Genomic DNA, 24412 nt, shown 5'->3' on the forward strand with positions numbered 1-24412 from the left:
CACGATTGGATGACGATGTCGTTAGAAGGACACATCGCCCCACACACCGAACTCCTTGGTATGCAGATCCAGGGTGGTGTCGTTCTCGTTCTTGGTGTCCTTGTACACGGCAGCCAGCTTGAAGCCCTTGGTGATCGGGAACTCGACACCCAGGTCGAAGTACTTGTTCTCACGACTCGGGTCGACATCCTTGCTGGTGTTGGCCTTGTCGTAACGGGCGAAGGCATTGATGCCAGAGGCCGTCAGCGGGACCGCGCCCCACACCGACCAGCCATCGGCCTTGTCGTCGACCACGTTGGTCACCGCCCAGTTCTTGGCCTGGAACCACTCGGCACCCAGGCGATAGCCCGACGGCGCGGCGTAGGCGACCATGGCGTTGACGCGCTCTGCGGTCTGCGGCGGATCGACGTTCTCGGTCTCCTGGCCGCGCTTGCCGTTGTAGCCACCCACGGCGATGATCATGTTGTCCATCGGCGCGAAGCCAACGCGCGCTTCCACGTCCACGCCCTTGCTACGGCTGAAGTTGCGATAGCCGCGGCCGTTGACCACCGAAACCGCGTAATTGGCCATGCCACCGGCCAGCTCGCCGCTGGCGTGCACACCCCAGTCAGACGAGGTGCCGTAGGACAGGCGATCGGTCAGGGTGTTCTCGACATAGCGATAGCCCCAGAACTTCTCGGCGTACGGGATCCACGGCATGTCGGTGGCACCGACGCGGAACACGAAGGCGTCGTCGAACTTGCCCTGCAGATAGGCCTTCTTGACGAACACTTCGGTGTTGCCGATGGCCGACAGGTACTGGAAGTCGGTCGTCAGGTTGGCCGACCAGATGTCATTGAACTTGTGGTCGACCGTCAGGTAGAAGCGCTTGACGTCGAAGCCCGTGCCGGTGGCGTCGGTCTTGGAGCCGTTGTCCTTTTGATCGATGCTGGTGGCATCGAAGAACATGCGTCCGCCGATCTTGGTGTCGTTCACCAGCTTGGCCAGCTTGTCGACGGTCTTCTGGGTCTCGGCCACCGACTCAGTGGCCTTGGCCTGGACCACGTTCACATCGGACTGCGCATCGGCCTGCGCCTGCAGCGCGTCGATCTGCGCCTGCAGCTGGGCGACCTGCGCCTGCAGCTGCTGCAACTGTTCGGCCGACACCTGCTGGGCACTGGCGGAACCACTAAGGGCAAGGCCGGTCAGGCCGAGACTCGCGACGATGGCGGTTGCGAGCAGATTGGAACGCATGGGAAGGTCTCCACGAGGTTGGGTTGAATGCAGCGATGCAGACCCCGCTTCAGGAGGGGGTCGGCGTGTGAACGAAGTGAAGATTCCGTCAAGTCGATGACAGCCCGGCGTCATCTTTGTGTCATTCAAAAGACAGTCGAGGACTGGATTCCAGACGATCTCGGCGCGTCACATTTCTGCAATGCCACTGCCGCGTAACCATCATGGAACCGTCGTGGAATAGCGCCGGGCGCCCCACATGGCGCCGTCACCTTTCCACTCGAGGACTCAACCGTGACTTCCTTTCCCAAGGCCCGCCTTGCACTGGCCTTTGCCCTGGCTTCCAGCGTGTTCGCCGCCAACGCGACCGACGTGACTGGCGCAGGCTCCAGCTTCGTGTATCCCGTGCTGTCCAAGTGGTCGGCTGCCTATGCTGAAAAGAGCGGCAACCATGTGAACTACCAGTCCATCGGTTCCAGCGGCGGCATCGCGCAGATCAAGGCGGCCACGGTCGACTTCGGCGCCTCGGACAAGCCGCTGGACGCCGCCGACCTGGCCAAGTCCGGTCTGGGCCAGTTCCCGGTGGTCATCGGCGGCATCGTGCCGGTGTTCAATGTGCCGGGCGTCGCGCCGGGCGCGATGAAGCTCGACGGCGCCACCCTGGCCGCCATCTTCATGGGCTCGATCACCAAGTGGAATGACCCGGCCATCGCCGCGCTCAACCCCGGCGTGACCTTGCCCGAGCTGCGCATCACCGTCGTGCACCGCTCCGACGGTTCGGGCACCAGTTTCAACTTCACCAACTACCTGTCCAAGGTCAGCCCGGAGTGGAAGTCCAAGGTGGGCGAAGGGACCTCGGTCACCTGGCCGACCGGCATCGGCGGCAAGGGCAACGAAGGCGTGTCGGCCTACGTGCGCCAGATCAAGGGTGGCGTCGGCTATGTCGAATACGCCTACGCCCTGCAGAACAAGCTTTCCTATGCCGCCATGCGCAATGCGGCTGGCAAGGTGGTGATGCCGGACGACCAGACCTTCTCGGCCGCCGCGGCGACCGCCGACTGGGCTTCGGCCAAGGACTTCAACCTGATCATGACCAACGCCCCGGGCGCCAACGCGTGGCCGATCACCGCCACCACCTGGGCGATCATGTACAAGAAGCCCAAGAACGCCGCTCAGTCCAAGGCTGCGCTGGACTTCTTCAAGTGGTCCTTCGAGCAGGGCCAGGCCCAGGCCAAGGCGCTGGACTACGTGCCGCTGCCGGCCGAGCTGGTGCAGAAGATCGAGGCCTACTGGGCCAGCAGCATCAAGTAAGCGACGTCGGTGGACCGGTGCCAGCGTGCACCGGTGCCACCTTCGCGCGTCAGGCGGGCCCGGGATCACTCCCGGGCCCGCATCGTTTCCAGTCGGTCATCAGACTGTCACGATCCCGTCCTGGCCATTGACCAGCGCGCATCCTGGAGTGGATTCGCGTCCGCCGCGCGCCATCGATGACGCGATCAATCTTCAGCGAAATCCCCACCAATCCCTATGGAATCAAGCGCTCTGGTGCGGTCCATGCCGCGCTTGGGAGGCGCCGCCGGTCACGGCGTCATGACCCTGTAACAAAACCATCATCCAATAGCGTCAGCTGCCGGCCAGAACCGGCATCCGTGTCCCATTGACTGGAGTTGCTGATGAACCTCAAGCCGGCCCGCGTGGCCCTGCTTTCCCTGTCCGTCGCCCTGGCCGTTGCCGCCTGCGGCAAGTCCGGCGACCAGGCCAACACCACCGCCACCGCGCCCGCCGACGGTGCCGCCGCCCAGGCGCCCGCGGCTGACAATCCCAATGCCGCACAGATATCCGGCGCCGGCTCCTCGTTCGTCTATCCGCTGGTCTCGCGCTGGTCAGCCGACTACGCCGGCATCTCCGGCAACAAGGTCAACTACCAGTCCATCGGCTCGGGCGGCGGTATCGCCCAGATCAAGGCCGGCACCGTCGACTTCGGCGCCAGCGACAAGCCGCTGACGCCGGAAGAACTGGCCGAAGCCAACCTGGCCCAGTTCCCGGTCGCCATCGGCGGCGTGGTCCCGGTGGTCAATCTGGAAGGCGTGGACGCCGGCAAGCTGCGCCTGACCGGCCCGCTGCTGGCCGACATCTTCCTGGGCAAGGTCACCCAGTGGAACGACCCGGCCATCGTAGCGGCCAATCCCGACCTCAAGCTGCCCGATACCAAGATCAGCCTGGTCCACCGCTCCGACGGCTCGGGCACCAGCTACAACTTCACCAACTACCTGTCCAAGGTCAGCCCGGAGTGGAAGGACAAGATCGGCGAAGGCACCTCGGTGCAGTGGCCGGGTGGCGTGGGCGGCAAGGGCAACGAAGGCGTGGCCTCGTACGTGAAGCAGATCAAGGGCGGCATCGGCTACGTCGAGCTGGCCTACGCGCTGCAGAGCGCCATGCCCTACACCGCCATGCAGAACGCCGCCGGGCAGTGGGTGCAGCCGAACGCCGAGACCTTCGCCGCCGCCGCCGAAAGCGCTGAGTGGGCCAATGCGAAGGACTTCGACCTGGTGATCACCAACGCGCCGGGCGAGCAGGCCTGGCCGATCACCGCTACCACCTTCGTGCTGATGCGCAAGCAGGGCGATGCCAAGCACAACGCCGATGCGCTGGCCTTCTTCAAGTGGGCCTTCGCCAACGGCCAGAAGCAGGCCGACGAGCTGCATTACGTGCCGCTGCCGCAGCCGCTGGTGGACCAGATCTCCACCTACTGGGGCACTGCGTTCAAGTGATGCCTTAGGCGGCCGTGCGAACGCACGGCCGCCTGCCTGGCATGACCTGACGTTCCGCCCGCGGCGCCTTGCGCGCGCGGGTCCGCAACACCCAGGACCGATGCGTCCTTCCACGGATCTCCCATGAACGCAGCCACGCTCCCCGCCCAAGGCAGCTCACGCGACGTCCGCGACGCGCGCGCCGACCGCATCTTCCGCTGGATCCTGGTCGGCACCGTGGCCTTCGTCCTGGTGGCCCTGGCCAGCGCCGCGCTGTCCATGCTGTGGGGCGGCCGCCACGTCCTGCTCAGCCAGGGCTGGCACTTCATCACCTCCACCGAATGGAATCCGGTGGAAAACCGCTACGGCGCCCTGGCCCCCATCTACGGCACCCTGGTCACCGCGGTCATCGCGATGGTCATCGCCGTGCCGGTGAGCTTCGGCATCGCCTTCTTCCTGACCGAGGTGGCGCCGCGCTGGCTGCGTGGGCCGATCGGCACGGCCATCGAACTGCTGGCCGGCATCCCTTCGATCATCTACGGCATGTGGGGCCTGTTCGTGCTGGTCCCGGTCATGACCGAGTACGTCACCCCCTGGCTCAACGACCACCTGGGCACCCTGCCGGTGATCGGCCCGGTGTTCCAGGGCCCGCCGCTGGGGATCGGCATCCTCACCGCCGGCTTCGTGCTGGCGATCATGGTCATCCCGTTCATCTCCTCGGTGATGCGCGAGGTGTTCCTGACCGTGCCCACCCGGCTGAAGGAATCGGCCTACGCGCTGGGTTCGACCAAGTGGGAAGTCAGCTGGGACATCGTCCTGCCCTACACCCGTTCGGCGGTGATCGGCGGCATCTTCCTGGGACTGGGCCGCGCCCTGGGCGAGACCATGGCCGTGGCCTTCGTGGTCGGCAACAGCGTGACCCTGTCGGCCTCACTGCTGATGCCCGGCACCACCATCGCCGCGCTGATCGCCAATGATTTCGGCGAGGCCACCGAAACCTACCGCTCGGCCCTGCTGCTACTGGGCTTCGTGCTGTTCGTGGTCACCTTCATCGTGCTGGCCCTGGCCCGCCTGATGCTGATGCAGATGGCCCGCAAGGAGGGCACCTGATGTCCACTGTGCTCTACACCCGCCGCCGCCTGGTCAACATCGTGGCGATCTTCGTTTCATGCGCCACGGCGGCCTTCGGCCTGCTGTTCCTGGCCTGGATCCTGTGGACGCTGCTGGCTAAGGGCCTGCCGGGCATCGACCTGAACCTGTTCACCAGGAACACCCCGCCACCGATGCAGGAAGGCGGCCTGCTCAACGCCTTCTTCGGCAGTGCGCTGATGTGCGCGCTGGCCATCGTGATCGGCGCGCCGCTGGGGGTGATGGCCGGCACCTGGCTGAGCGAGTACGGCAACGCGCGCAAGGCCGGCACGGTGGTGCGCTTCGTCAACGACATCCTGCTCTCGGCTCCGTCGATCGTGCTGGGCCTGTTCGTCTACGCGATGGTGGTGTCGCTGATCGGCTTCTCGGCGCTGGCCGGCGCGATCTCGCTGGCCTTCATCGTGCTGCCGGTGGTGGTGCGCACTACCGACGAGATGCTGCGCCTAGTCCCGGCGCAGATGCGCGAGGCGGCGCTGTCGCTGGGTATCCCGCACTGGAAGGTCATCATGCAGGTGCTCTATCGCAGCGCCTCGGCCGGCATCGTCACCGGCATCCTGCTGGCCCTGGCGCGCATCTCCGGCGAGACCGCGCCGCTGCTGTTCACCGCCTTCGGCAACCAGTTCTGGAGCACCAACATCTTCCGCCCGATGGCCTCGGTGCCGGTGGTGATGAACCAGTTCGCCGGTAGCCCGTACGAGTCCTGGCAGACCCTGGCCTGGGCAGGCGCCCTGGTCCTGACCCTCTTCGTGCTGCTCGTCAGCCTTGGCGCGCGCTTCTTCCTGCTGCGCAACAGGATCTCCAATGACTGATCTTTCGACGGACCCCACCATGAACGACGTCCAGAACGCCTCGCCCGCCAAGCGCCTGACCCAGGTCACCACCGACCGTGGAGAGCTGCCACCTGCCGAGGTCAAGCTCGAGGCCCGTGGCCTGGACTTCTACTACGGCGGCTTCCATGCCCTGAAGGGCATCAACCTGCAGATCCCGGAAAAGCGCGTGACCGCGCTGATCGGGCCCTCCGGCTGCGGCAAGTCCACGCTGCTGCGCGTGTTCAACCGGATCTATTCGCTGTATCCCAAGCTCAAGGGCACCGGCGAGGTCCTGCTGGACGGGGAGAACATCCTCTCGCCCAAGTACCCGATGAACCGCCTGCGCAGCAAGGTCGGCATGGTGTTCCAGAAGCCGGTGCCGTTCCCGATGACCATCTTCGAGAACGTGGCCTACGGCATCCGTCACCACGAGCGCCTGTCCAAGGCCGACATGAAGGAACGCGTCGAACTCGCGCTGCGCCAGGGTGCGCTGTGGGACGAGGTCAAGGACAAGCTGGGCCAGAGCGCGCTGGGCCTGTCCGGCGGCCAGCAGCAGCGCCTGTGCATCGCCCGCGCCGTCGCCCTGCGCCCGGACGTGCTGCTGCTGGACGAGCCCACCTCCGCGCTGGACCCGATCTCCACCAGCCGCATCGAGCAGTTGGTCGAGGAGCTCAAGCACGACTACACCATCGCCATCGTCACCCACAACATGCAGCAGGCCGCGCGCGTGAGCGACTACACCGCCTTCATGTACCTGGGCGACCTGATCGAACACGACGTCACTTCCACGATCTTCTCGCGCCCCACCAAGCAGCAGACCGAGGACTACATCACCGGTCGGTTTGGGTGAGGAACATGCTCGTCTGATGCCACATCACGCGTCAGCAGGCAAGTCATCCGCACGCGTACCAGCCTCCACCACGCCACTTCCTCGTTGTGCCGAAGATCCCGGTACGCCGACCGCCTCTCAGCAGAGACACCGCCATGAATAACCTCCCGCACGAACACATCGTCAAGAGCTATGACGAAGAGCAGCGTCGCCTGGCGCGCGAGATCCTGCACATGGGCGAGATCGCCGTGGCCCAGCTGGAAGCGGCGATGGACGTGGTCGATCGACGCGACGATCGCGCCGCCGAACGCATCATCGCCAACGACGAGGCGATCGACACGCTGGAGGACAAGGTCAGCCAGGACGTGATGCAACTGGCGCTGCGCGGCCCGATGGCGCGCGACCTGCGCGAAATCCTGGCGGCGCTGCGCATCCCCACCGATCTGGAGCGCATCGGCGACTACGCGGCCAACGTCGCCAAGCGCTCGATGGTGCTCAATACCCTGCCCCCGGTCCCGCACGCGACCGGCCTGCGCACCCTGGGCCAGCTGGCCGTGGGCCTGGTGCGCGACGCGATGGAAGCCTATCGCGGCAACGACGCCGCCCTGGCTATCCAGGTCCGCGACCGCGACGCGGAGCTGGATGCGCAATACACCGCGCTGTTCCGCGAACTGCTGACCTACATGATGGAAGACGCGCGCAACATCACCCCGTGCACGCATCTGCTGTTCATGGCCAAGAACCTGGAACGCATCGGCGACCACGCCACCAACATCGCCGAGAACGTCTGGTTCCTGGTCCAGGGCGACGCGCCGCTGCCGCCGCGCGACAAGCGCGACGAAACGCCGTTCACCGGGGCGAGCTGAGCCGGCGGCTCGCCTGGCGCATGCTCGACCACGATTGGGTGCTGGTCACACTGGCCAGCGGCCTCATCGCCTGCGTGATCGCCGCCGACCACTGATCTCAGCCTCGCGATGAAGTGAAACAGCGTGCGCCGTGCAAACGGCGCACTTTTTTGTGGGAGGCTGCCTGGCACGGTCTGCTAGGCTTCCTGGATGCAAGACACCCCCGCAACGCCCTCGCCCGCTCCCGTCACCCCCATGTCCCGTCGCTTTCGCGGCTTCCTGCCCGTGGTGGTGGACGTGGAGACCGGCGGCTTCGACTGGAATCGCCATGCCCTGCTGGAGATTGCCGCCGTTCCGATCGACTTGGACGCGGAGGGCCGCTTCATCCTCGGACAAACCGCCTGCGCCCATCTGGAGCCGGCCCCTGGCCTGGAAATCGACCCCAAGTCGCTAGAGGTGACCGGGATCGTCCTGGACCATCCCTTCCGCCTGGCCAAGCCAGAAAAAGAAGCCCTGGACCATGTGTTCGCCCCGATCCGCGCGGCCATGAAGCGGCACGGCTGCCAGCGCGCCATCCTGGTCGGCCACAACGCGCATTTCGACCTGAATTTCCTCAATGCCGCCGTGGCGCGCACCGAGCACAAGCGCAATCCGTTCCATCCCTTCAGCGTCTTCGACACCGTGAGCCTGGGCGGACTGGCCTACGGGCAAACGGTGCTGGCGCGCGCGGTCCAGGCCGCCGGCATGGAATGGGATTCGGCCCAGGCCCATTCGGCCGTCTACGACGCCGAGCAGACGGCGCGACTGTTCTGCACGGTCGCCAACCAGTGGCCCCAGCCGGCAACCGCCACGGCCTGAGCGCCGGGTCGACCGCTGCTCCAGCGACCTAGTCCGGCGTTGGCGACATGACCTGGGCCGCGCCCGATAGCGTCGAACCGGCCGAGGCGACAATCACCGCCCCGATCGCCAACCACTGCAGCCCGCTCAGGCGTTCATGCAGCAGCAGCCAGCCGCACAGCGCGGCCACCGCAGGCTCCAGGCTCATCAACATGCCGAAGGTCCGGGTGGGCAAGCGGGTCATGGCCACCATCTCCAGCGAATACGGCAGCGCCATCGACAGCACTGCCACGCCCAGCGCGACCGGTAGCAGTGCTGGCTCCAGCAACGTGGCGCCTGCGTGGGCCACGCCCCAGGGCACGGCGACCAGCGCGGCGATGGACGCACCCAGCGCCACCATGCGCGGTCCGTGGTCCGCGCCGGCCTTCTGCCCGAACACGATGTACAGCGCCCAACAGACCCCGGCCGCCAGCGCACAGCCCATGCCGACCGGATCCAGGGCAGTGTCCTTGCCCGGCCAAGGCACCAGCAGCAACAGGCCGGCGATGGCCAGCACGGCCCACACCAGATCCAGCCAGCGCCGCGACCCCAACAACGCCAGGGCCAGGGGACCGGTGAACTCCAATGCCACCGCCAGGCCCAGCGGGATGGTCTGCAGGGAGATGTAGAAGACCGTGTTCATCGCCCCCAGGCTGATCCCGTAGCCCAGCAGCATCGGCCATGGCAACGCGCGCCAGCGCAGCGTCCAGGGGCGGAAGACGCACCACAGCAGCAGCGTGCCCAACCCAAGGCGCAGCGCGGTCGCACCGGTGGCGCCAACCAGGGGAAACAGCCCCTTGGCCAGACTGGCACCACCCTGGATCGAGAGCATGGACGCCAGCAGCAGGAGCACCGGAAACAAGACTGACGAGGGAGCACGGGAGGAGGTGGACACGCAGGGCCTGCGGCTGGAAAGAGGGATAATTGCGCACTATATTGCGCAATATGAACAGTCTAGCGGCGTGCAATATAGTGCGCAATCTCGCGAGGTCGGCATGAGCGTGCTCGAGCATGTCGCCGGCAATCTGCGCCGCTTGCGGCTGCGCGACGACTTGAGCCAGCAGGCGCTGGCCGAGGCCGCCCAGGTCAGCCGGCGCATGCTGGTGGCGATCGAGTCGGGCGACGCCAACGTCAGCCTCAATACCCTGGACCGGCTGGCCGATGCGCTCGGCGTGCCCTTCGCCGAGCTGCTCCGGGCCGACACCGGCGGCGAGCCAGCCCAGGTGGACGCGCTGGCTTGGCGCGGCCGTGATCCCGCTTCACGCGGCGTGCTGCTCTCCAGCGTCGCCGCCGCGCGCCAGGTCGAACTCTGGGACTGGACCCTGATGCCCGGCGAGCGCTATGCCTCGCAGGCCGATCCGCCCGGCTGGCGTGAACAGCTGCTGGTCCTCGCTGGCACGCTGACCCTGGAGAGCATCGACGGCGCGCGCCAGGTCTTGGCCGGGCAGCATCTGGTGTTCGCCAGCGACCGCGGCGCCTATGCCTACCGCAACAACGGCGACACGCCGCTGCGCCTGCTGCGCAACGTGGTGTATTGAAGGTCCTTCGCACCGGCACCACACCGACGGACACACGCTTGGCGTCATGACACTCCGAGTCCACGCCCTGCACGCCGACATCACCACGCTGGCCGTCGACGCCATCGTCAATGCCGCCAACTCCAGCCTGCTGGGGGGAGGCGGCGTCGATGGCGCCATCCATCGCGCCGCCGGCCCGGGATTGCTGGACGAGTGCCGCGCGCTTGGCGGCTGTCCCACCGGGCAGGCACGCATCACCGGCGGCCACCGCCTTCCGGCACGGCATGTGATCCACACCGTCGGCCCGGTCTGGCACGGTGGCCAGCAGGGGGAGCCCGCGCTGCTGGCCGACTGCTATCGCAACAGTCTCGCACTGGCCGGCGAGTACGGATTGGGCACCCTCGCCTTTCCATGCATCAGCACGGGCGTCTACGGTTATCCGGCCGAGGCCGCCGCACGGATCGCCGTCGAAACAGTACGGACGCACGCTCCGCAGGCCGGCCTGGAAGAGATCACGTTCTGCTGCTTTTCAGAGGCAGACCGCGGGCGCTATGCGGCGCTGCTCGCCTGAGCGGGCCTATTCACCAGCCGGCAGCGCGCGCTCGATCCGGTCGCGGCCGTTGCGCTTGGCCTGGTACAGCAGCCGATCGGCGCGCTGGTAGAGCGAGGCGACCGCCGTATCGCTGCCCGGGGTCCACTCCACCAGCCCCGCGCTGAAACGCACGTCCAATCCCTCGACCCCGCCCCAGTCGCGATGCGCATGGAACGCGGCGCGCAGCCGCTGCAGGGCCTGCTCGGCCGCCTCCAGCGTGGCCCCCGGGAACAGCAGGCAGAACTCCTCCCCGCCGGTGCGCGCCGCCATGTCCGTGCGCCGGGCCTGCGCGGCCAGCAGCGTGGCCACCTCCTTGAGCACCGCATCGCCGACCACGTGCGAATACTGGTCGTTGACCCGCTTGAAGTGGTCCACGTCTAGCAGGGCAAGGCATAACGGGGTCCCCTGGCGGCCGGCCAGCGCGATCTCGCGCGTCAGCCGCTCCTCGAAAGCACGTCGGTTGGGCAGCCCGGTCAATGCATCCTCGTGTGCCTGACGCTCGAAGGCCTCGGCGTGCAGGCGCAGCTGCTGCAGCAAGCCGGTCTTTTCCTGGTCGGCACGGCGCAGCTGCTGGGCCTGGGCCTGCAGGTCGCGCGTGCGTTCGTCCACCAGCCGGCGCAGGCGTCGGGCGCGAGCATGGAAGCGATGCACCCGGTAGCGGTACAGGCCGTAGAGCAGCAGTAGCAAGGCGGCAGCCGCCGCGGCCTGCACCCCATGGCGTTGCCACAGGAAGGGCTCGATGACGAAGGCCAGCCGCGCTTCGCGCTGGCTCCATGCGCCGTCGGGATGGGCCGCCGACACGCGCAGGGTGTAGCGTCCCGGCGGCAGGCGCACGAACTCGACGCTGCGCTGTCGGCCACGCGTGACCCAGTCGGTGTCCAGTCCCTCCAGCAGGGTCCGGTACTCGGTGCGTTCGGGCAGCAGGTAACTCAGGCCGACGAAACTCACCGTCAGCCGGTGGCCCCCTTCCAGGCGCAACGGCTGCTGGTCGCGCCAGGGCAGCGCAACCGAATCCTCCTGAACGCTATCGATCACCACCGGCGGCGCCGGACGCTCGCGGAACCAGTGCAGGCGTGTCGGGTCCACGGCCGAGATCCCGCCAGCCGTCGCGATCCACACCGTGCCGTCGGCGCGCAGCACTTCGGTCGGTCCCGAGCTGCCGTTGGCCTGCGAGTTGGCCATGCCGTCCATCTCGTTGTACTGGATCACTGCCAGCCGCGCCTGGCGGCCGTCGGCCACGGCTTCCAGGCTGGCCAGGTCGGTGCGCAACATGCCCCGATTGCTGGTGATCCACAGGTGTCCGGCCCGGTCTGGCAGCAGCTGGAACACCGCATCCACCGGCATGCCCTGTTCCAGCCCCACCCGCGCCAGCCTGCCCTCGCGCCAGCGATACAGACCGCGATCGGATGCGATCCACATCGCCCCGCCCAGGCGCGAGAAACCGAAGACCGAGCGTCCGCCGCCGAGCGCTTCGAGCGACAGCCGCTGCACCTGGTCCCCACGGAGCACGCGGACGCCATCCAGGCTGCCGAACCACACCGCGCCGGGCTCGCTGTAAACGGCGGTGATCAGGGCTTCCTCCAAGCCGGGAAGCCGTGGGCGCACCACACGCGCGCCATCGACATAGCCCAGCCCGCGCTGGGTCGCCAGCCACACCACCCCATCAGGCCCGATGCTGATCCCGCGCACGGTGCCGGCGGGCAGCCCTTCCTGCGGCCCATAGCGGCGCACGCCGCCGTCGGTCGCCACGCGATAGAGCCCGTCGTTGGCCGTGCCCACCCATAATGCGCCGTCCCGCCCCCGGGCCAGACTCAGGACCGAAGGCGGCCGGCCCGTCGTGGTCGGCAAGGGATGCGGGCGGATCCGGCCGTTGGTGCCCACGCGGTCCAGGCCCGCCGCATGGCCGACCCACAGCGCGCCGTCGGGATCGGCCAGCACCGCGCGCACATAATCCGAGCCCAGCCCATCGCGCGCGGTGAGGTTGGTGAAGAGTGTTTCGCGCAGGCGGAACAACCCCCCATTGGCACCCACCCAGATACTGCCCTCGGCATCCTCCTTCAGGCTGGTGATGCGCCCTCCCGGCAGCGGCAGGCCGGAGGTGAGGCGCTCGAGGCCGTGATGTCCCACCCGTAACAAGCCGCTGGCCTCGGTACCCAGCCACAGATCGCCGTGGCGATCCTGCAGCATCGCGGTGATGCGCCCCACGCCAGGCAGCCGATGTGCCAGGACCAGGCGTCCGTCCTGGCGTCGATACACGCCGTCCCCGGCCACGATCCAGACCGTGCCGTCATCGGCCCGGTAAGGCCAGGCATTGCCGGGCGGCAGGCCGAACGCCTTGGAGGCGTCACGCAACGTGCCATCGGCCTGGCGGATCACCAGGCCCTCGTTGGTCCCGACCCAGACCAGGCCGTCGTCATCGATCATCATCCGCGCATAGGCGGTGCGCAGCGGCGAATCGGCCGGCGGCGGGGTGTAGAGATAGCGACCGTCCGCGGTCAGGCAGGCCAGGCCATTGCCTTCGAACAGCATCCACAGCCGTCCCTGCTGGTCCATGGCCATGGCCGGTAGCAGCACCTGCGGCACCTCGGGAGGGCGCTTCCAGATCTTCAGCTTGCCGTCGGCCGTGTAACGGCTGACGTTGCCGCGCGAATCGCTCAGCCACAGCGCGCCACTGGGATCGACATACAGTCCGCCGATGCCATTGTCGGCCAGCGCCGGGGTGGTGCTGCGATCGAAGGTGACGAAATCCAGCCCGTTGTAGCGCACCAGGCCTTCCCAGGTGGCGAACCACAGGTAGCCGTCGGCGGTCTGGGCGATATCGCGGATGGAGTTGTGCGGCAGGCCGTCGCGCGAGGTCCACAGGTCGATCGCGTCATCGTGCAGCGGAGGCGGCGGGGCCAGCTTGGGCGCCGCCAGGCCCGGCATCGCCAGCAACAGGCCCAGCAGGGCCACGCACAGGCGCAACGACCACGGCCTCCCACGCCGCAGCCCATCCGTTTCGTGCGCGCATCCCCCGAGCCGCATCGTCTCCCCCACCGCGAGCGGCTTACGCGCTGCGCTGGCGCACCGCCTCGAACAGGGTCACGCCGGTGGCGACCGAGACATTGAGACTCTCGATGTTGCCCGGCATGGGGATCCTGACCAGCCCGTCGCAATGCTCGCGGGTCAGGCGGCGCATGCCGTCGCCCTCGCCACCCAGCACCAGCGCCACGTTGCCGCGCAGGTCGATCGTGTACAGCGAGTCCTGCGCTTCACCGGCCAGGCCGTAGATCCACACACCGGCTTTCTGGATCTCGCGCAGCGCGCGCGCCAGGTTGGTCACCGCGATCACCGGGATGCGATCGGCCGCGCCGGCCGAGGTCTTGCGCACGGTGGCGTTGAGGCCGACCGACTTGTCCTTGGGGATCACCACCGCGGTCACGCCAGCGGCCGCGGCGCTGCGCAGGCAGGCGCCGAGGTTGTGCGGATCCTGCACCCCATCGAGCACCAGCAGCAGCGCACGACCTTCGGCCGCTTCGATCAGGCCGTGCAGCTCGCCCTCGTCCCAGGTCCGGGCAGCGGCATAACGCGCGGCCACGCCCTGGTGGCGCACCTGGCCGCCCACGCCATCCAGCGCCTGGGTGGTGACCCGGCGCACGTCGATGCCCTTGCGCCGCGCGTTCTCTTCGATCTCGGTCAGGCGCGCGTTCTTGCTGCTGCCGTCGATCAGCACTTCGCGCACGTTGTCCGCGTCGTTTTCGATGGACGATGCGACGGCGTTGACGCCGACGATCCATTGGTTCTGTTTGCTCATGATGCTCGTGTCGTGCTGGGCGATCAGCCGCGCGCAGGCGGCCAGTGCTCGGTGTCGTGATCGGGATGCTGGAAGGATTCGATCCGCGAGAGAAACGCCAGCGAGGCAGCGTCCTCCTCGGTGCGCCGCACCGGCAGCGTATGCACGCTATCGGTGAACGGCAGGCGGCCTTCGACGCCATATTGGATGTGCGGGGCGAACAGCGCCGGCTGGTCGAAGGCACCGGCCGCCAGGGCCAGTCCATCGGGCGCCTCATAGGTGAGCGGCGTGCCGCACTGCGCGCAGAAACCACGCGCCACCAGGTTGGAGGACTGATAGCGCGCGGGCGTGCCGCGGGTCCAGGTCAGCGTGGCGCCACGCGTGGACACCAGCGGCGCGTAGTACCCGCCGAAGGCCTTCTGGCACATCCGGCAATGGCAGACCGACGCATCGTCCAGCGTGCCGGAGACATGGAACCGTACCGCGCCACACTGGCAGCCACCGCTGTATTCACCCACGACGCAACCCTCTTCAGGATTTCTGCTTCTTGCGCTTGGCCGGGAAGGCGCGCGGCGCTTGGTCGCCCGCGTCCTGCCCGTCCTGGCGCTCGACCAGCCGGAAATCGATCTTGCGCTCCTCCATGCTGGCCTTCATGACCTGCACGTGGACCGCATCGCCCAGGCGGAACTCGACCCCGCGCCGCTCGCCCGACAGTGTCTTGCGGATGGGATCGAAGTGGTAATAGTCGTGCGGCAGCTGGGTGACGTGGACCAGGCCATTGACCTTGGACTGATTCAACTCCACGAACAGGCCAAAGCTGGTCACCCCACTGATGACGCCGTCGAAAATGCCACCGACATGCTGCTCCATCCACGCGGCACGGTAGCGCTCGTCGACCTCGCGCTCGGCCTCGTCGGCGCGGCGCGAACGCTCCGAGCACTGCAGCGACAGCGCCGCCATCTCGCGCGGCGAATACTGGAACTTCTCCACCTTGCCTCCGGTGAGCGCGTACTTGATCGCCCGGTGCACCAGCAGGTCCGGGTAGCGCCGGATGGGCGAGGTGAAGTGCGCATACGCATCCAGCGCCAGGCCGAAATGGCCGGCGTTGTCCGGCGTATACACCGCCAGGCTCTGGCTGCGCAGCAGCACCGACTCCAGCAGGGCCACGTCCGGCCGCTGACGGATCTTCTTGAGCAGGGCGGTGAAGTCGCGCGGCTCGACCTTGCTCCAGGCCGGCATCGACAGCTTGAACTCCTTGAGGAACTCCAGCAGGTCGGCGTACTTGGATTCCGGCGGACGCTCGTGGACGCGGTACGGGGCCGGGATGCCCTTGGCCAGCAGATACCGGGCGGCCTGCACGTTGGCCGCGATCATGCATTCCTCGATCAGCTTGTGCGCGTCGTTGCGCACCTGCATGCCGGCCTGGGTAACCTCGCCGCGGTTGTCCAGGACGAAGCGCACCTCGCTGGTCTCGAACTCGATCGCCCCGCGCTTCTCGCGCGCCTTGGCCAGCAGACCGTACAGCTCGTGCAGGCGCTTGACGTGCGGCAGCAAGTCCGGACCGATCTGCGCCTGGGCTTCGGCATCGTCCTCGCCCACGGCTTTCCAGACCTGGTCGTAGGTCAGGCGTGCGTGCGAGCGCATCACCGCCTCGTAGAACTTCGCGCTGGTGACCTCACCGCTCTTGTCCACCTGCATGTCGCAGACAAAGCACATGCGGTCGACCTTGGGATTGAGCGAACAGATGCCGTTGGAAATGGTCTCCGGCAGCATCGGCACCACGAACCCGGGGAAATACACCGAAGTCGCCCGCAATTGGGCTTCCTCGTCCAGCGGCGTGCCGGGGCGCACGTAGTGCGAGACGTCGGCGATGGCCACCACCAGGCGATAGCCCGAGCGGTTGGCGATGCGCAGGCCCTTGCGATTGGACTCGCAGTACACCGCGTCGTCGAAGTCCTTCGAGTCGGCGCCATCGATGGTGACCAGCGGCAGGTCGCGCAGGTCCACGCGGCCGCCGATCATCGACGGCTCGACGCTCAGCGGCACCGAGGCGGCCTGGTCCAGCACTTCCTGCGGGAATTCGTAGGGCAGCTCGTGGCCGTGGATGGCGGTTTCCACCACCAGCGACGGCGTCAGCTTGTCGCCCAGCACGGCGATGATCTTGCCGATCGGGTCGCGGCGGCCGTCCGGCGCGTGGGTCAGTTCGACCACCACCAGTTGGCCATCGTGCGCATCATTGCGCGCATCCGGCGGAATCATCACGTTGCGCTGCATGCGCTTGTCGTCGGGCACCACGAAACTCACGCCCGACTCCATGGCAAAGCGCCCGATCAGCCGGTTCACCCGGCGCTCGAGCACCTCGACGATGGCTCCTTCGCGGCGGCCACGGCGATCCAGCCCGGTGACGCTGGCCAGCACCCGGTCGCCATGCATGACCTTGCGCATCTCGAAGGGCGGCAGGAACAGATCATCGCCACCGGCCTCCGCACGCAGGAAGCCAAAGCCTTCTGGATTGGCGATCACCACACCGGGCACCAGGTCCATCTGCTCGGCCGGCGCATAGCCGCCACGGCGGTTGAGCAGCAACTGGCCGTCGCGGACCATGGCCGTCAGGCGCTTGGTCAGCGCCTCGAATCGCTCCGGCGCGGTCAGGTCCAGCTTGCCGGCCACTTCCTCGGCGGTCAGCGGACCATCGCTGGCGGCCAGCACGCCCAGGATGACCTCCCGGCTCGCGATCGGCTGGGCATAACGCTCGGCCTCGCGCGCGGCATAGGGATCCTTGAAACCGGCTTTGCCGGCCCCTTCCACCGGCACCACCACGCGTGGGGCGCTCTGGCTGCGTCGATCGAAGGGACGCGGGCCATCGCCGTCACGACGTGGCCCCTGGCGTCCTGGTGCCCCGGGCTTGGCGCCACCACGGCCGCCGGACCTGCTACCGCCGCGACCGCTCTTGGGCGGTGCAGTCTCAGCGGCGGTCATCGATTCGGGCATCCAGGGCGGAAGCTTGGACTTGCCGGCGCCTTTCTTCCCCCCTGTGCCCTGCGCTGCCTTTTTGGAGGCCGGAGCCTTGTCGGTTGGGGGTTTACGCCCGCCTGTTCCAGTCTTTTTCGTCATTGGTGAATGGTACACCCCGGCAGGCGCCAGCCCTTCGCATGCGGTTCGCGTTGACATTCGCCGAACCGCACTGCAACATACGCGCCGCTTTGCCCAGGTGGCGGAATTGGTAGACGCACTAGCTTCAGGTGCTAGCGGGGGCAACTCCGTGGAGGTTCGAGTCCTCTCCTGGGCACCAAAGACGAAAGAAAGACCCGCGAAAGCGGGTCTTTTTTTTGCTCTCCCGGCTGTAGGGAAGCGGAAGACGTTTCCTGTCGCGCGGAGCTTGCGCCGCGGCCGTGCGGTCAGGTCACAGGGAAGGCCCAAGCGGAGCGAGCTCCGCTCTATCCAGGCCAGGCACCGCACCGCAAGCCAGGACATCCGATCCAGTGCGCCAGGCCCGTGCGGGAGAAGACGTATCTTGCCGCGCTCCTCGCATGCCACCGGCAGGCCTCCCTCCCCCGTGCGTCGAGCACGCTGGCGTGCTCAGGCAGCCATCCCGCCCGCGACACCGTCACGCGCAGCTGCGATAAAAAAACATTTGACACCCTCGACGGCTGCCTCCAGAATGCGCGCCCTGAGTCGCCCAGGTGGCGGAATTGGTAGACGCACTAGCTTCAGGTGCTAGCGGGGGCAACTCCGTGGAGGTTCGAGTCCTCTCCTGGGCACCATGACTCAAGAAAAACCCCGCCACAAGCGGGGTTTTTTGTTGCCCGCAAGGACGGCACGCCGTGTGCCAGGCAACGCTTCACCCCAGGCGCCGACACGTGGTATTTCCAATGGGCCTGCAATAACGCCTTTTCTTCCTGCGAGCCATCGACGCTGTGGAACCCCAACAGATCCTGTTCCTGGCCATTCTGGCCGTCGCCCTCGGCCTGTTCGTCAGCGAGAAGCTGCGCGTGGACCTGGTGGCGATGCTGGCCATGCTGGCGCTGACCCTGACCGGAATCCTCAACCCGCGCGAAGCGCTGTCCGGTTTCTCCAGCGAACCGGCGATCATCGTGGCCGCGGTGTTCGTGCTGTCTTCGGGCCTGGCCGCCACCGGCATCACCGACCGGATCGGCCATGCGATCGGCAAGGCCGCCGGCGGCAGCGAATGGCGCACCATCGCCGTGGTCATGCCGGCAACCGCAGCCCTGGCCGCGTTCTCGCACCACCTGATGGTCACCGCGATGATGTTGCCGATCCTGATGCGGCTGGCACGCGATCAGAAGCTGGCCGCCTCGCGCCTGCTGATGCCCATGTCGCTGGCCGCCTCGCTGGGCACCACCCTGACCCTGATCAGCGCACCGGCCTTCCTCCTGGCCAATGACCTACTCAAGCGCTCGGGCAGCGAGGGCCTGGGCTTTTTCACCATCACGCCCATCGGTGCGGTGCTGGTCCTGCTGGGCACCAGCTACATGCTGTTGGGACGCTGGCTGGTACCCAAGCGCTCCGGCGAATCCAGCAGCGACAGTTACATGCGCCTGGAGCGCTACTACACCGAGCTGGTGGTGGACGAGGACTCGCCGTGGATCGGCAAGACCTACGGCGAGTTCCGCGAGAACTTCGACGAGCGCCTGCAGGTGGTGGACTGGCTTCGCTACGGCATGCGCCGCCGCTACCAGCGCGAAGACAGTCCGTTGCAGCGTGGCGATGTGCTGTTGGTACGCGCCTCGCCCGATGAGATCGCCTCGATCAAGGACGAGCCGGGCCTGTCGCTGCACGCGGTGGTCAAATACGGCGAGAAGCCCAAGGAAGACGAGCAACGCAAGACCGAGCTGCTGGGCGAGGAGCAACTGGTCCAGGCGGTGGTCTCGCCCAATTCCGAATTCGTCGGCCGCTCGGTGGCCAGCATCGACTTCCTGCACACCCTGGGCGTGGTGGTGGTCGGACTATGGCGCAAGGAAGGCTGGCTGCATGGCGAGCTGTCCGAGCTGGTGCTGGAGGAAGGCGATCTACTGGTGCTGTGGGGACGCCAGCACACCTTCGGCAAGCTGGCCCAGCACCATGGCTTTTTGATGCTGATGCCGTTCGAGGCGCAGAAGCGCACCCGCAAGCGCGCGCCGCTGGCGCTCGGGATCATGGTCGGCGCGGTGATCGCCGCGGCCACCGGCTGGCTGAGCCCGCAGATCGCGTTCCTGGCCGGCGCGGCGGCCATGGTCCTGACCCGCTGCGTGGACATCGAACACGCCTACCAGGCCATTGACGTGCGCATCTTCGTGATGATCGCCGGGGTGATCCCGCTGGGGCTGGCGATGGAAAAGACCGGGACGGCTGCCTGGCTGGCGCAACTGCTCAACGAGCACGCGCAAAACTGGAGTGCGCTGACCCTGCTGCTGGTGATGTTCTCGGCCGCCGCACTGTTGACCCAGGTGCTGTCCGATGCGGCCACCACCGTGCTGCTCACCCCCATCGCCCTGGCCATGGCCCAGAGCCTGGGCGAGACGCCCACGCCCTTCGTGATGTGCATCGCGATGGGCGCGGTGGCCTCGTTCCTGACCCCGATCGGCCATCACGGCAACCTGCTGATCCTCAACCCGGGCCAGTACACCTTCGGCGACTTCCTGCGCGTGGGCGTGCCATTGACCACGTTGATCGCCATCGCCACGGCCTGGATGGCGCGCTGGCTGTGGCTGGGCGGTCCGCTGCTGCCCTTCGGCTGGGGCGGCTGAGGCCCGGATCGACGATCTTTCGCCCGCGGTCGCGGGCGCTGCGACGGTGGGCCGGCTAAAATTGGTCCGGTTCACCCCTGAAGCAGTGCCCGCATGACCGAAGAGACGACCCGCCCCACCTTCCACGGCTTCGAGCAGATCCCGCTGCGCGAGTACGCCGAGCGCGCCTATCTGGACTACTCGATGTACGTGGTCCTGGACCGCGCGCTGCCCTTCATCGGCGACGGGCTCAAGCCGGTGCAGCGCCGCATCATCTATTCGATGAGCGAACTGGGGCTCAACGCGGCCGCCAAGCCGAAGAAATCCGCGCGCACCGTCGGCGACGTCATCGGCAAGTTCCATCCGCATGGCGACAGCGCCTGCTACGAGGCGCTGGTGCTGATGGCCCAGCCGTTCTCCTACCGCTATCCGCTGATCGATGGCCAGGGCAACTTCGGCTCGTCCGACGACCCCAAGTCGTTCGCGGCCATGCGCTACACCGAATCCAAGCTGACCCCCATCGCCGAGGTGCTGCTGGGTGAGCTGACCCAGGGCACCACCGACTGGTCGCCCAACTTCGACGGCACCCTGGAGGAGCCCACCTGGCTGCCGGCGCGCCTGCCGCACCTGCTGCTCAACGGCACCACCGGCATCGCCGTGGGCATGGCCACCGACGTGCCGCCGCACAACCTCAATGAGATCGTCAGCGCGCTGATCCGGCTGATCGACGACCCTGACGCGACGGTGGCCGACCTGTGCGAGCACGTGCGCGGGCCGGATTACCCGACCAGCGCGGAGATCATCACCCCGGCGTCCGACCTGCGGCAGATGTACGAGACCGGCCATGGCAGCGTGCGCGCCCGGGCGACCTTCACCCGCGAGCACGCCAACATCGTGGTGACCGCGCTGCCCTTCCAGGTCTCCCCGTCCAAGGTGATCGAGCAGATCGCCACCCAGATGCGGGCCAAGAAGCTGCCCTGGCTGGAGGACATCCGCGACGAGTCCGACCACCAGAACCCGGTGCGCGTGGTCCTGATCCCGCGCTCCAACCGGGTGGATGCCGAGCAGCTGATGGGGCATCTGTTCGCCACCACCGACCTGGAGAAGAGCTACCGGGTCAACCTCAACATCATCGGCCTGGATGGGCGCCCGCAGGTCAAGAACCTGCGCAGCTTCCTGTCCGAGTGGCTGGGATTCCGCTACGACACGGTCACCCGCCGCCTCAAGCACCGCCTGCAGAAGGTCGAGCGCCGCCTGCACCTGTTGGAAGGCCTGCTGACCGCGTTCCTCAACCTGGACGAGGTCATCCGCATCATCCGCAGCGAGGACGAGCCCAAGCCGGCGCTGATCGCGCGTTTCGCGCTGTCCGAAGACCAGGCCGACTACATCCTGGAAACCCGCCTGCGCCAGCTGGCCCGCCTGGAAGAGATGAAGATCCGCGGCGAGCAGGACGAGCTGGCCGTCGAGCGCGAGAAGCTGCTGGCCACCCTGGACTCCAAGGCCAAGCTCAGGAAGCTGGTCAAGGACGAACTGCTGGCCGATGCCAAGAAGTTCGGCGACGAACGCCGCTCGCCCCTGGTCGCCCGCCAAGCGGCCCAGGCCCTGGACGAAACCGAACTGGTCGCCAGCGAGGCGATGACCGTGGTGGTGTCCGAGAAGGGCTGGGTGCGCGCGGCCAAGGGCGGCGACATCGACACGGCCAAGCTGTCCTATCGCGATGGCGACGGCCTGCTGGCCGCGGTCCGCGCGCGCAGCAATCACCAGGTCGCCTTCCTGGATTCGACCGGGCGCAGCTATTCCACCGCCGTGCATACCCTGCCCTCGGCGCGCGGCAACGGCGAGCCGTTGACCGGGCGCTTCTCCCCGGCGGCCGGCGCATCGTTCCAGGCCCTGGCCTCGGGTGAGAACGACACCCGCTTCGTGCTGGCCTCCTCGCATGGCTACGGCTTCGTCACCCGCTTTGAGAACCTCACCAGCCGCAACAAGGCCGGCAAGGCGATGCTCAACCTCACGCCCAATGCCAAGGTGCTGCAACCGGCCCTGGTCGCCAACCTGGAGACCGACCGCATCGTGGCGGTGACCAGCGCCGGCAACCTGCTGGCCATCGCCGCCACCGACCTGCCCGAGCTGGACAAGGGCAAGGGCAACAAGCTGATCGACATCCCCAAGTCCAAGCTGGGCACCGAGCGGGTGGTCGCCATCGCCGCCATTGGTCCCGGGGCCACCCTGCAGATTCAGAGCGGCGCGCGGACCATGACCCTGTCGTTCAAGGACCTGGACCTGTACACCGGCACTCGCGCCACGCGCGGCATGCTGTTGCCGCGCGGCTGGCAGAAGGTCGATGGACTGGATGTGGCGTGATCCGTCGCGGTCTGTGGTGACCGCGACGCCGTCCGCCCAGGGTCGGTGCGGATGACACCGCAAGACGCCAAGCTGATGGCCGCCTACAACCGCTGGATGAACCAGCGGATGTACGCGGCGGCCGGCACCCTGACCGAGGATGCGCTCGCGCAGGAGCGTGGCGCGTTCTTCGGCTCGATCCTGGCCACGCTCAACCACATTGCCGTGGCCGATACGATCTGGCTGCATCGCTTCTCCAGCCCTGAAAGCGCGGTCGCCCTGCGCGCGGCCCTGGTGGACTTCCCCCTGCCGACCTCGCTGCGCCAGCCGCTGGCCGGCTCCTTCGCGCAGTTGCGGCAGCATCGCGCCGCGCTGGACCAGGTCATCACCGACTGGGTCGGTACGCTGGATGCCGTCGCGCTGGCAGGATCCTTGTCCTATCGCAACACCGCCGGCACGCCGTTCACTCGCGGCTGGCATCAGCTGTTGGCGCACTTCTTCAACCACCAGACCCATCACCGTGGCCAGGCCAGCACGCTGCTCCATCAGGCCGGCGTGGATGTCGGCGTCACCGACCTGATCGCCCTGCCCGACGAGGCGCTCTGATGGATCCGGCGTTCTGGCACCAGAAGTGGCAGGCCAACCAGATCGGCTTTCATCAGGACCAGGTCCTGCCGTTGTTGCGCAAGCACTGGCCTGCCCTGGCGCTGCCGACGGGCAGCCAAGTGTTTGTGCCGCTGTGCGGCAAGTCGCTGGACCTGGCGTGGCTGGCTGCACAGGGCCATCGCGTGCTCGGCGTGGAGCTGTCAGCGCTGGCGATCGAGCAGTTCTTCGACGAACACGATCTGGTACCGCGCACGCATGACAGTCGCTACGGCACGCACTTCGTGGCCGGTGACATCGAACTGATCTGCGGGGACGCTTTCGCCCTGGATGCGCAGGCGCTGGCCGGCTGCGCGGGCGTCTATGACCGGGCCGCGCTGGTGGCCCTCCCGCAGGCGATGCGCCGGCGCTACGCCGCCCAGCTCTACGGCGCCCTGCCCGCGGCCTGTCAGGGACTGCTGGTCACGCTGGAATACCCGCAGGCGCAGAAGGCCGGACCGCCGTTCTCGGTGGTGCCGGAGGAAGTCGACACGCTGTTCGCCGCGCAGTGGCACATCGACGCCCTGGAACGGCGCGACATCCTGGCTCACGAGCCGCGTTTCGCCGCGGCCGGCGTCAGTGCGCTGGAGACCGCCGTGTACCGTCTGCTGAAGCGCTAAGGGGTTTTGCCGCCATCCTGTGACAGGCGGCCAGGTCTGCGGCGATCACGCGAATGCGCTATCGCCGCCGTGGCGGCTCCCACCGGTCTGGTGCACGCCTGACATGAAAGAGGCGCGACACCTTGTGATGTCGCGCCTCATCGAATCGGCTTCACCGCGAGCACGTGGCTCAGTCGGCGGACTTTCCGTCGATCTTGGAGGTCTGGTAGAGCTCCAGGCCAATGCGCTTGATCAAGCCCAATTGCTGCTCCAGCCACCAGGCGTGGTCTTCCTCGGTGTCGCGCAACTGGGCCAGCAGCATGTCGCGGCTAACGTAGTCGCGCTTGTCCTCGCACAGCTTCATGGCCGCGGCCAGGTCGGCGCGCACCTTGTATTCGGTCTGCAGGTCGGCCTCGAGCATTTCCACCACGGTCTTGCCCGGGGTGAACGGATGCGGGCGCATGTCCGGGTCGCCTTCCAGGAACAGGATGCGGCGCAGGATCGCGTCGGCGTGCTCGGTCTCCTCCTCCATCTCGTGGCCGATGCGCTCGTACAGCGCCATCAGCCCCTGATCCTCGTAACGGCGTGAATGCAGGAAGTACTGATCGCGGGCGGCCAGCTCGCCGCGCAGCAGTTCGATCAGGCAGGCGACGACTTCGGGATGACCTTTCATGGGGAGAACTCAGTGTTTGGTGCAGCGCGCATGGTGCCGCAAAGACGCGGCCGGTGTTCTAATCGGAATCACTATCACTCG

20 protein-coding genes and 2 tRNA genes are annotated in these 24412 nt (G+C 67.3%); 15 read left to right on the forward strand and 7 right to left on the reverse strand.

The window, feature by feature from the left end:
• Nucleotides 1-21 precede the first annotated feature (21 nt).
• The gene (locus tag PJ250_RS19540; RefSeq protein ID WP_271646290.1) at nt 22-1233 is read right to left on the reverse strand and encodes a porin; all 1212 of its coding nucleotides are present in this window, start codon (nt 1231-1233) and stop codon (nt 22-24) included.
• Between the two features lie 303 nt (nt 1234-1536).
• On the opposite strand from PJ250_RS19540, the gene pstS (PJ250_RS19545) reads away from it, so the two are divergent.
• The 7 genes from pstS (PJ250_RS19545) (at nt 1537) to rnt (ending at nt 8452) form a co-directional block, all read left to right on the forward strand.
• Nucleotides 1537-2523, forward strand: coding sequence for a phosphate ABC transporter substrate-binding protein PstS (gene pstS / locus PJ250_RS19545; protein WP_271648710.1), 987 nt, complete (start codon nt 1537-1539; stop codon nt 2521-2523).
• A 362-nt stretch (nt 2524-2885) separates the two neighbouring features.
• A complete protein-coding gene (gene pstS / locus PJ250_RS19550) occupies nt 2886-3983 on the forward strand; it encodes a phosphate ABC transporter substrate-binding protein PstS (RefSeq protein WP_271646291.1) in 1098 nt (365 codons plus the stop codon).
• Between the two features lie 123 nt (nt 3984-4106).
• Entirely contained in the window at nt 4107-5072 is a 966-nt protein-coding gene (pstC, locus tag PJ250_RS19555; protein WP_271646292.1) for a phosphate ABC transporter permease subunit PstC, read from the forward strand.
• Nucleotides 5072-5920 carry a phosphate ABC transporter permease PstA gene (pstA, locus tag PJ250_RS19560; protein ID WP_271646293.1) on the forward strand — a complete coding sequence of 283 codons (849 nt, stop codon included), beginning with the start codon at nt 5072-5074 and terminating at the stop codon, nt 5918-5920. The genes pstC and pstA overlap by 1 nt, the downstream gene beginning before the upstream one ends.
• 19 nt (nt 5921-5939) lie before the next feature.
• Nucleotides 5940-6770, forward strand: coding sequence for a phosphate ABC transporter ATP-binding protein PstB (pstB, locus tag PJ250_RS19565; RefSeq protein WP_271646294.1), 831 nt, complete (start codon nt 5940-5942; stop codon nt 6768-6770).
• Between the two features lie 134 nt (nt 6771-6904).
• Nucleotides 6905-7615 carry a phosphate signaling complex protein PhoU gene (gene phoU, locus PJ250_RS19570; protein ID WP_271646295.1) on the forward strand — a complete coding sequence of 237 codons (711 nt, stop codon included), beginning with the start codon at nt 6905-6907 and terminating at the stop codon, nt 7613-7615.
• Nucleotides 7616-7804: 189 nt separating this feature from the next.
• Nucleotides 7805-8452 carry a ribonuclease T gene (gene rnt / locus PJ250_RS19575; protein ID WP_271646296.1) on the forward strand — a complete coding sequence of 216 codons (648 nt, stop codon included), beginning with the start codon at nt 7805-7807 and terminating at the stop codon, nt 8450-8452.
• A gap of 28 nt (nt 8453-8480) precedes the next feature.
• Here rnt and rhtA read toward each other — a convergent pair whose 3' ends face one another.
• Nucleotides 8481-9365, reverse strand: a complete 885-nt coding sequence (gene rhtA, locus PJ250_RS19580) for a threonine/homoserine exporter RhtA (RefSeq protein WP_271646297.1) — start codon at nt 9363-9365, stop codon at nt 8481-8483.
• 100 nt (nt 9366-9465) lie between these two features.
• Between rhtA and PJ250_RS19585 the strand changes: the two genes are divergently transcribed.
• Nucleotides 9466-10008 (forward strand): type II toxin-antitoxin system RelB family anti-toxin, encoded by a 543-nt coding sequence (locus tag PJ250_RS19585; RefSeq protein WP_271646298.1) that lies wholly within the window; start codon nt 9466-9468, stop codon nt 10006-10008.
• 46 nt (nt 10009-10054) lie between these two features.
• The gene (locus PJ250_RS19590) at nt 10055-10558 is read left to right on the forward strand and encodes an O-acetyl-ADP-ribose deacetylase (RefSeq protein ID WP_271646299.1); all 504 of its coding nucleotides are present in this window, start codon (nt 10055-10057) and stop codon (nt 10556-10558) included.
• 6 nt (nt 10559-10564) lie between these two features.
• Here PJ250_RS19590 and PJ250_RS19595 read toward each other — a convergent pair whose 3' ends face one another.
• From PJ250_RS19595 to rnr, 4 genes are all read right to left on the reverse strand, one after another.
• On the reverse strand, nt 10565-13504 hold the full coding sequence (locus PJ250_RS19595; RefSeq protein ID WP_271648711.1) for a ligand-binding sensor domain-containing diguanylate cyclase: 2940 nt from the start codon (nt 13502-13504) through the stop codon (nt 10565-10567).
• Between the two features lie 121 nt (nt 13505-13625).
• Nucleotides 13626-14372, reverse strand: a complete 747-nt coding sequence (rlmB, locus tag PJ250_RS19600; protein ID WP_271646301.1) for a 23S rRNA (guanosine(2251)-2'-O)-methyltransferase RlmB — start codon at nt 14370-14372, stop codon at nt 13626-13628.
• Nucleotides 14373-14395: 23 nt separating this feature from the next.
• Nucleotides 14396-14869 carry a GFA family protein gene (locus PJ250_RS19605; protein ID WP_271646302.1) on the reverse strand — a complete coding sequence of 158 codons (474 nt, stop codon included), beginning with the start codon at nt 14867-14869 and terminating at the stop codon, nt 14396-14398.
• 13 nt (nt 14870-14882) lie between these two features.
• Complete coding sequence (gene rnr / locus PJ250_RS19610) at nt 14883-17342, reverse strand: ribonuclease R (protein WP_271646303.1); 2460 nt, start codon at nt 17340-17342, stop codon at nt 14883-14885.
• Between the two features lie 214 nt (nt 17343-17556).
• On the opposite strand from rnr, the gene PJ250_RS19615 reads away from it, so the two are divergent.
• The 6 genes from PJ250_RS19615 (at nt 17557) to PJ250_RS19640 (ending at nt 23679) form a co-directional block, all read left to right on the forward strand.
• Nucleotides 17557-17643: transfer RNA gene (locus PJ250_RS19615), tRNA-Leu, on the forward strand.
• Nucleotides 17644-18028: 385 nt separating this feature from the next.
• Nucleotides 18029-18115: transfer RNA gene (locus PJ250_RS19620), tRNA-Leu, on the forward strand.
• A gap of 153 nt (nt 18116-18268) precedes the next feature.
• Entirely contained in the window at nt 18269-20098 is a 1830-nt protein-coding gene (locus PJ250_RS19625; protein ID WP_271646304.1) for an SLC13 family permease, read from the forward strand.
• 93 nt (nt 20099-20191) lie between these two features.
• The gene (parC, locus tag PJ250_RS19630; protein ID WP_271646305.1) at nt 20192-22438 is read left to right on the forward strand and encodes a DNA topoisomerase IV subunit A; all 2247 of its coding nucleotides are present in this window, start codon (nt 20192-20194) and stop codon (nt 22436-22438) included.
• A 51-nt stretch (nt 22439-22489) separates the two neighbouring features.
• Nucleotides 22490-23023, forward strand: a complete 534-nt coding sequence (locus tag PJ250_RS19635) for a DinB family protein (RefSeq protein ID WP_271646306.1) — start codon at nt 22490-22492, stop codon at nt 23021-23023.
• On the forward strand, nt 23023-23679 hold the full coding sequence (locus PJ250_RS19640) for a thiopurine S-methyltransferase (protein WP_271646307.1): 657 nt from the start codon (nt 23023-23025) through the stop codon (nt 23677-23679). The genes PJ250_RS19635 and PJ250_RS19640 overlap by 1 nt, the downstream gene beginning before the upstream one ends.
• A 169-nt stretch (nt 23680-23848) precedes the next feature.
• On the opposite strand, the gene bfr is transcribed toward PJ250_RS19640, so the two are convergent.
• Nucleotides 23849-24331 (reverse strand): bacterioferritin, encoded by a 483-nt coding sequence (gene bfr / locus PJ250_RS19645; protein WP_271646308.1) that lies wholly within the window; start codon nt 24329-24331, stop codon nt 23849-23851.
• Nucleotides 24332-24412 lie beyond the last annotated feature (81 nt).

The organism is Pseudoxanthomonas sp. JBR18 (genome assembly GCF_028198165.1).
Lineage (GTDB): Bacteria > Pseudomonadota > Gammaproteobacteria > Xanthomonadales > Xanthomonadaceae > Pseudoxanthomonas_A.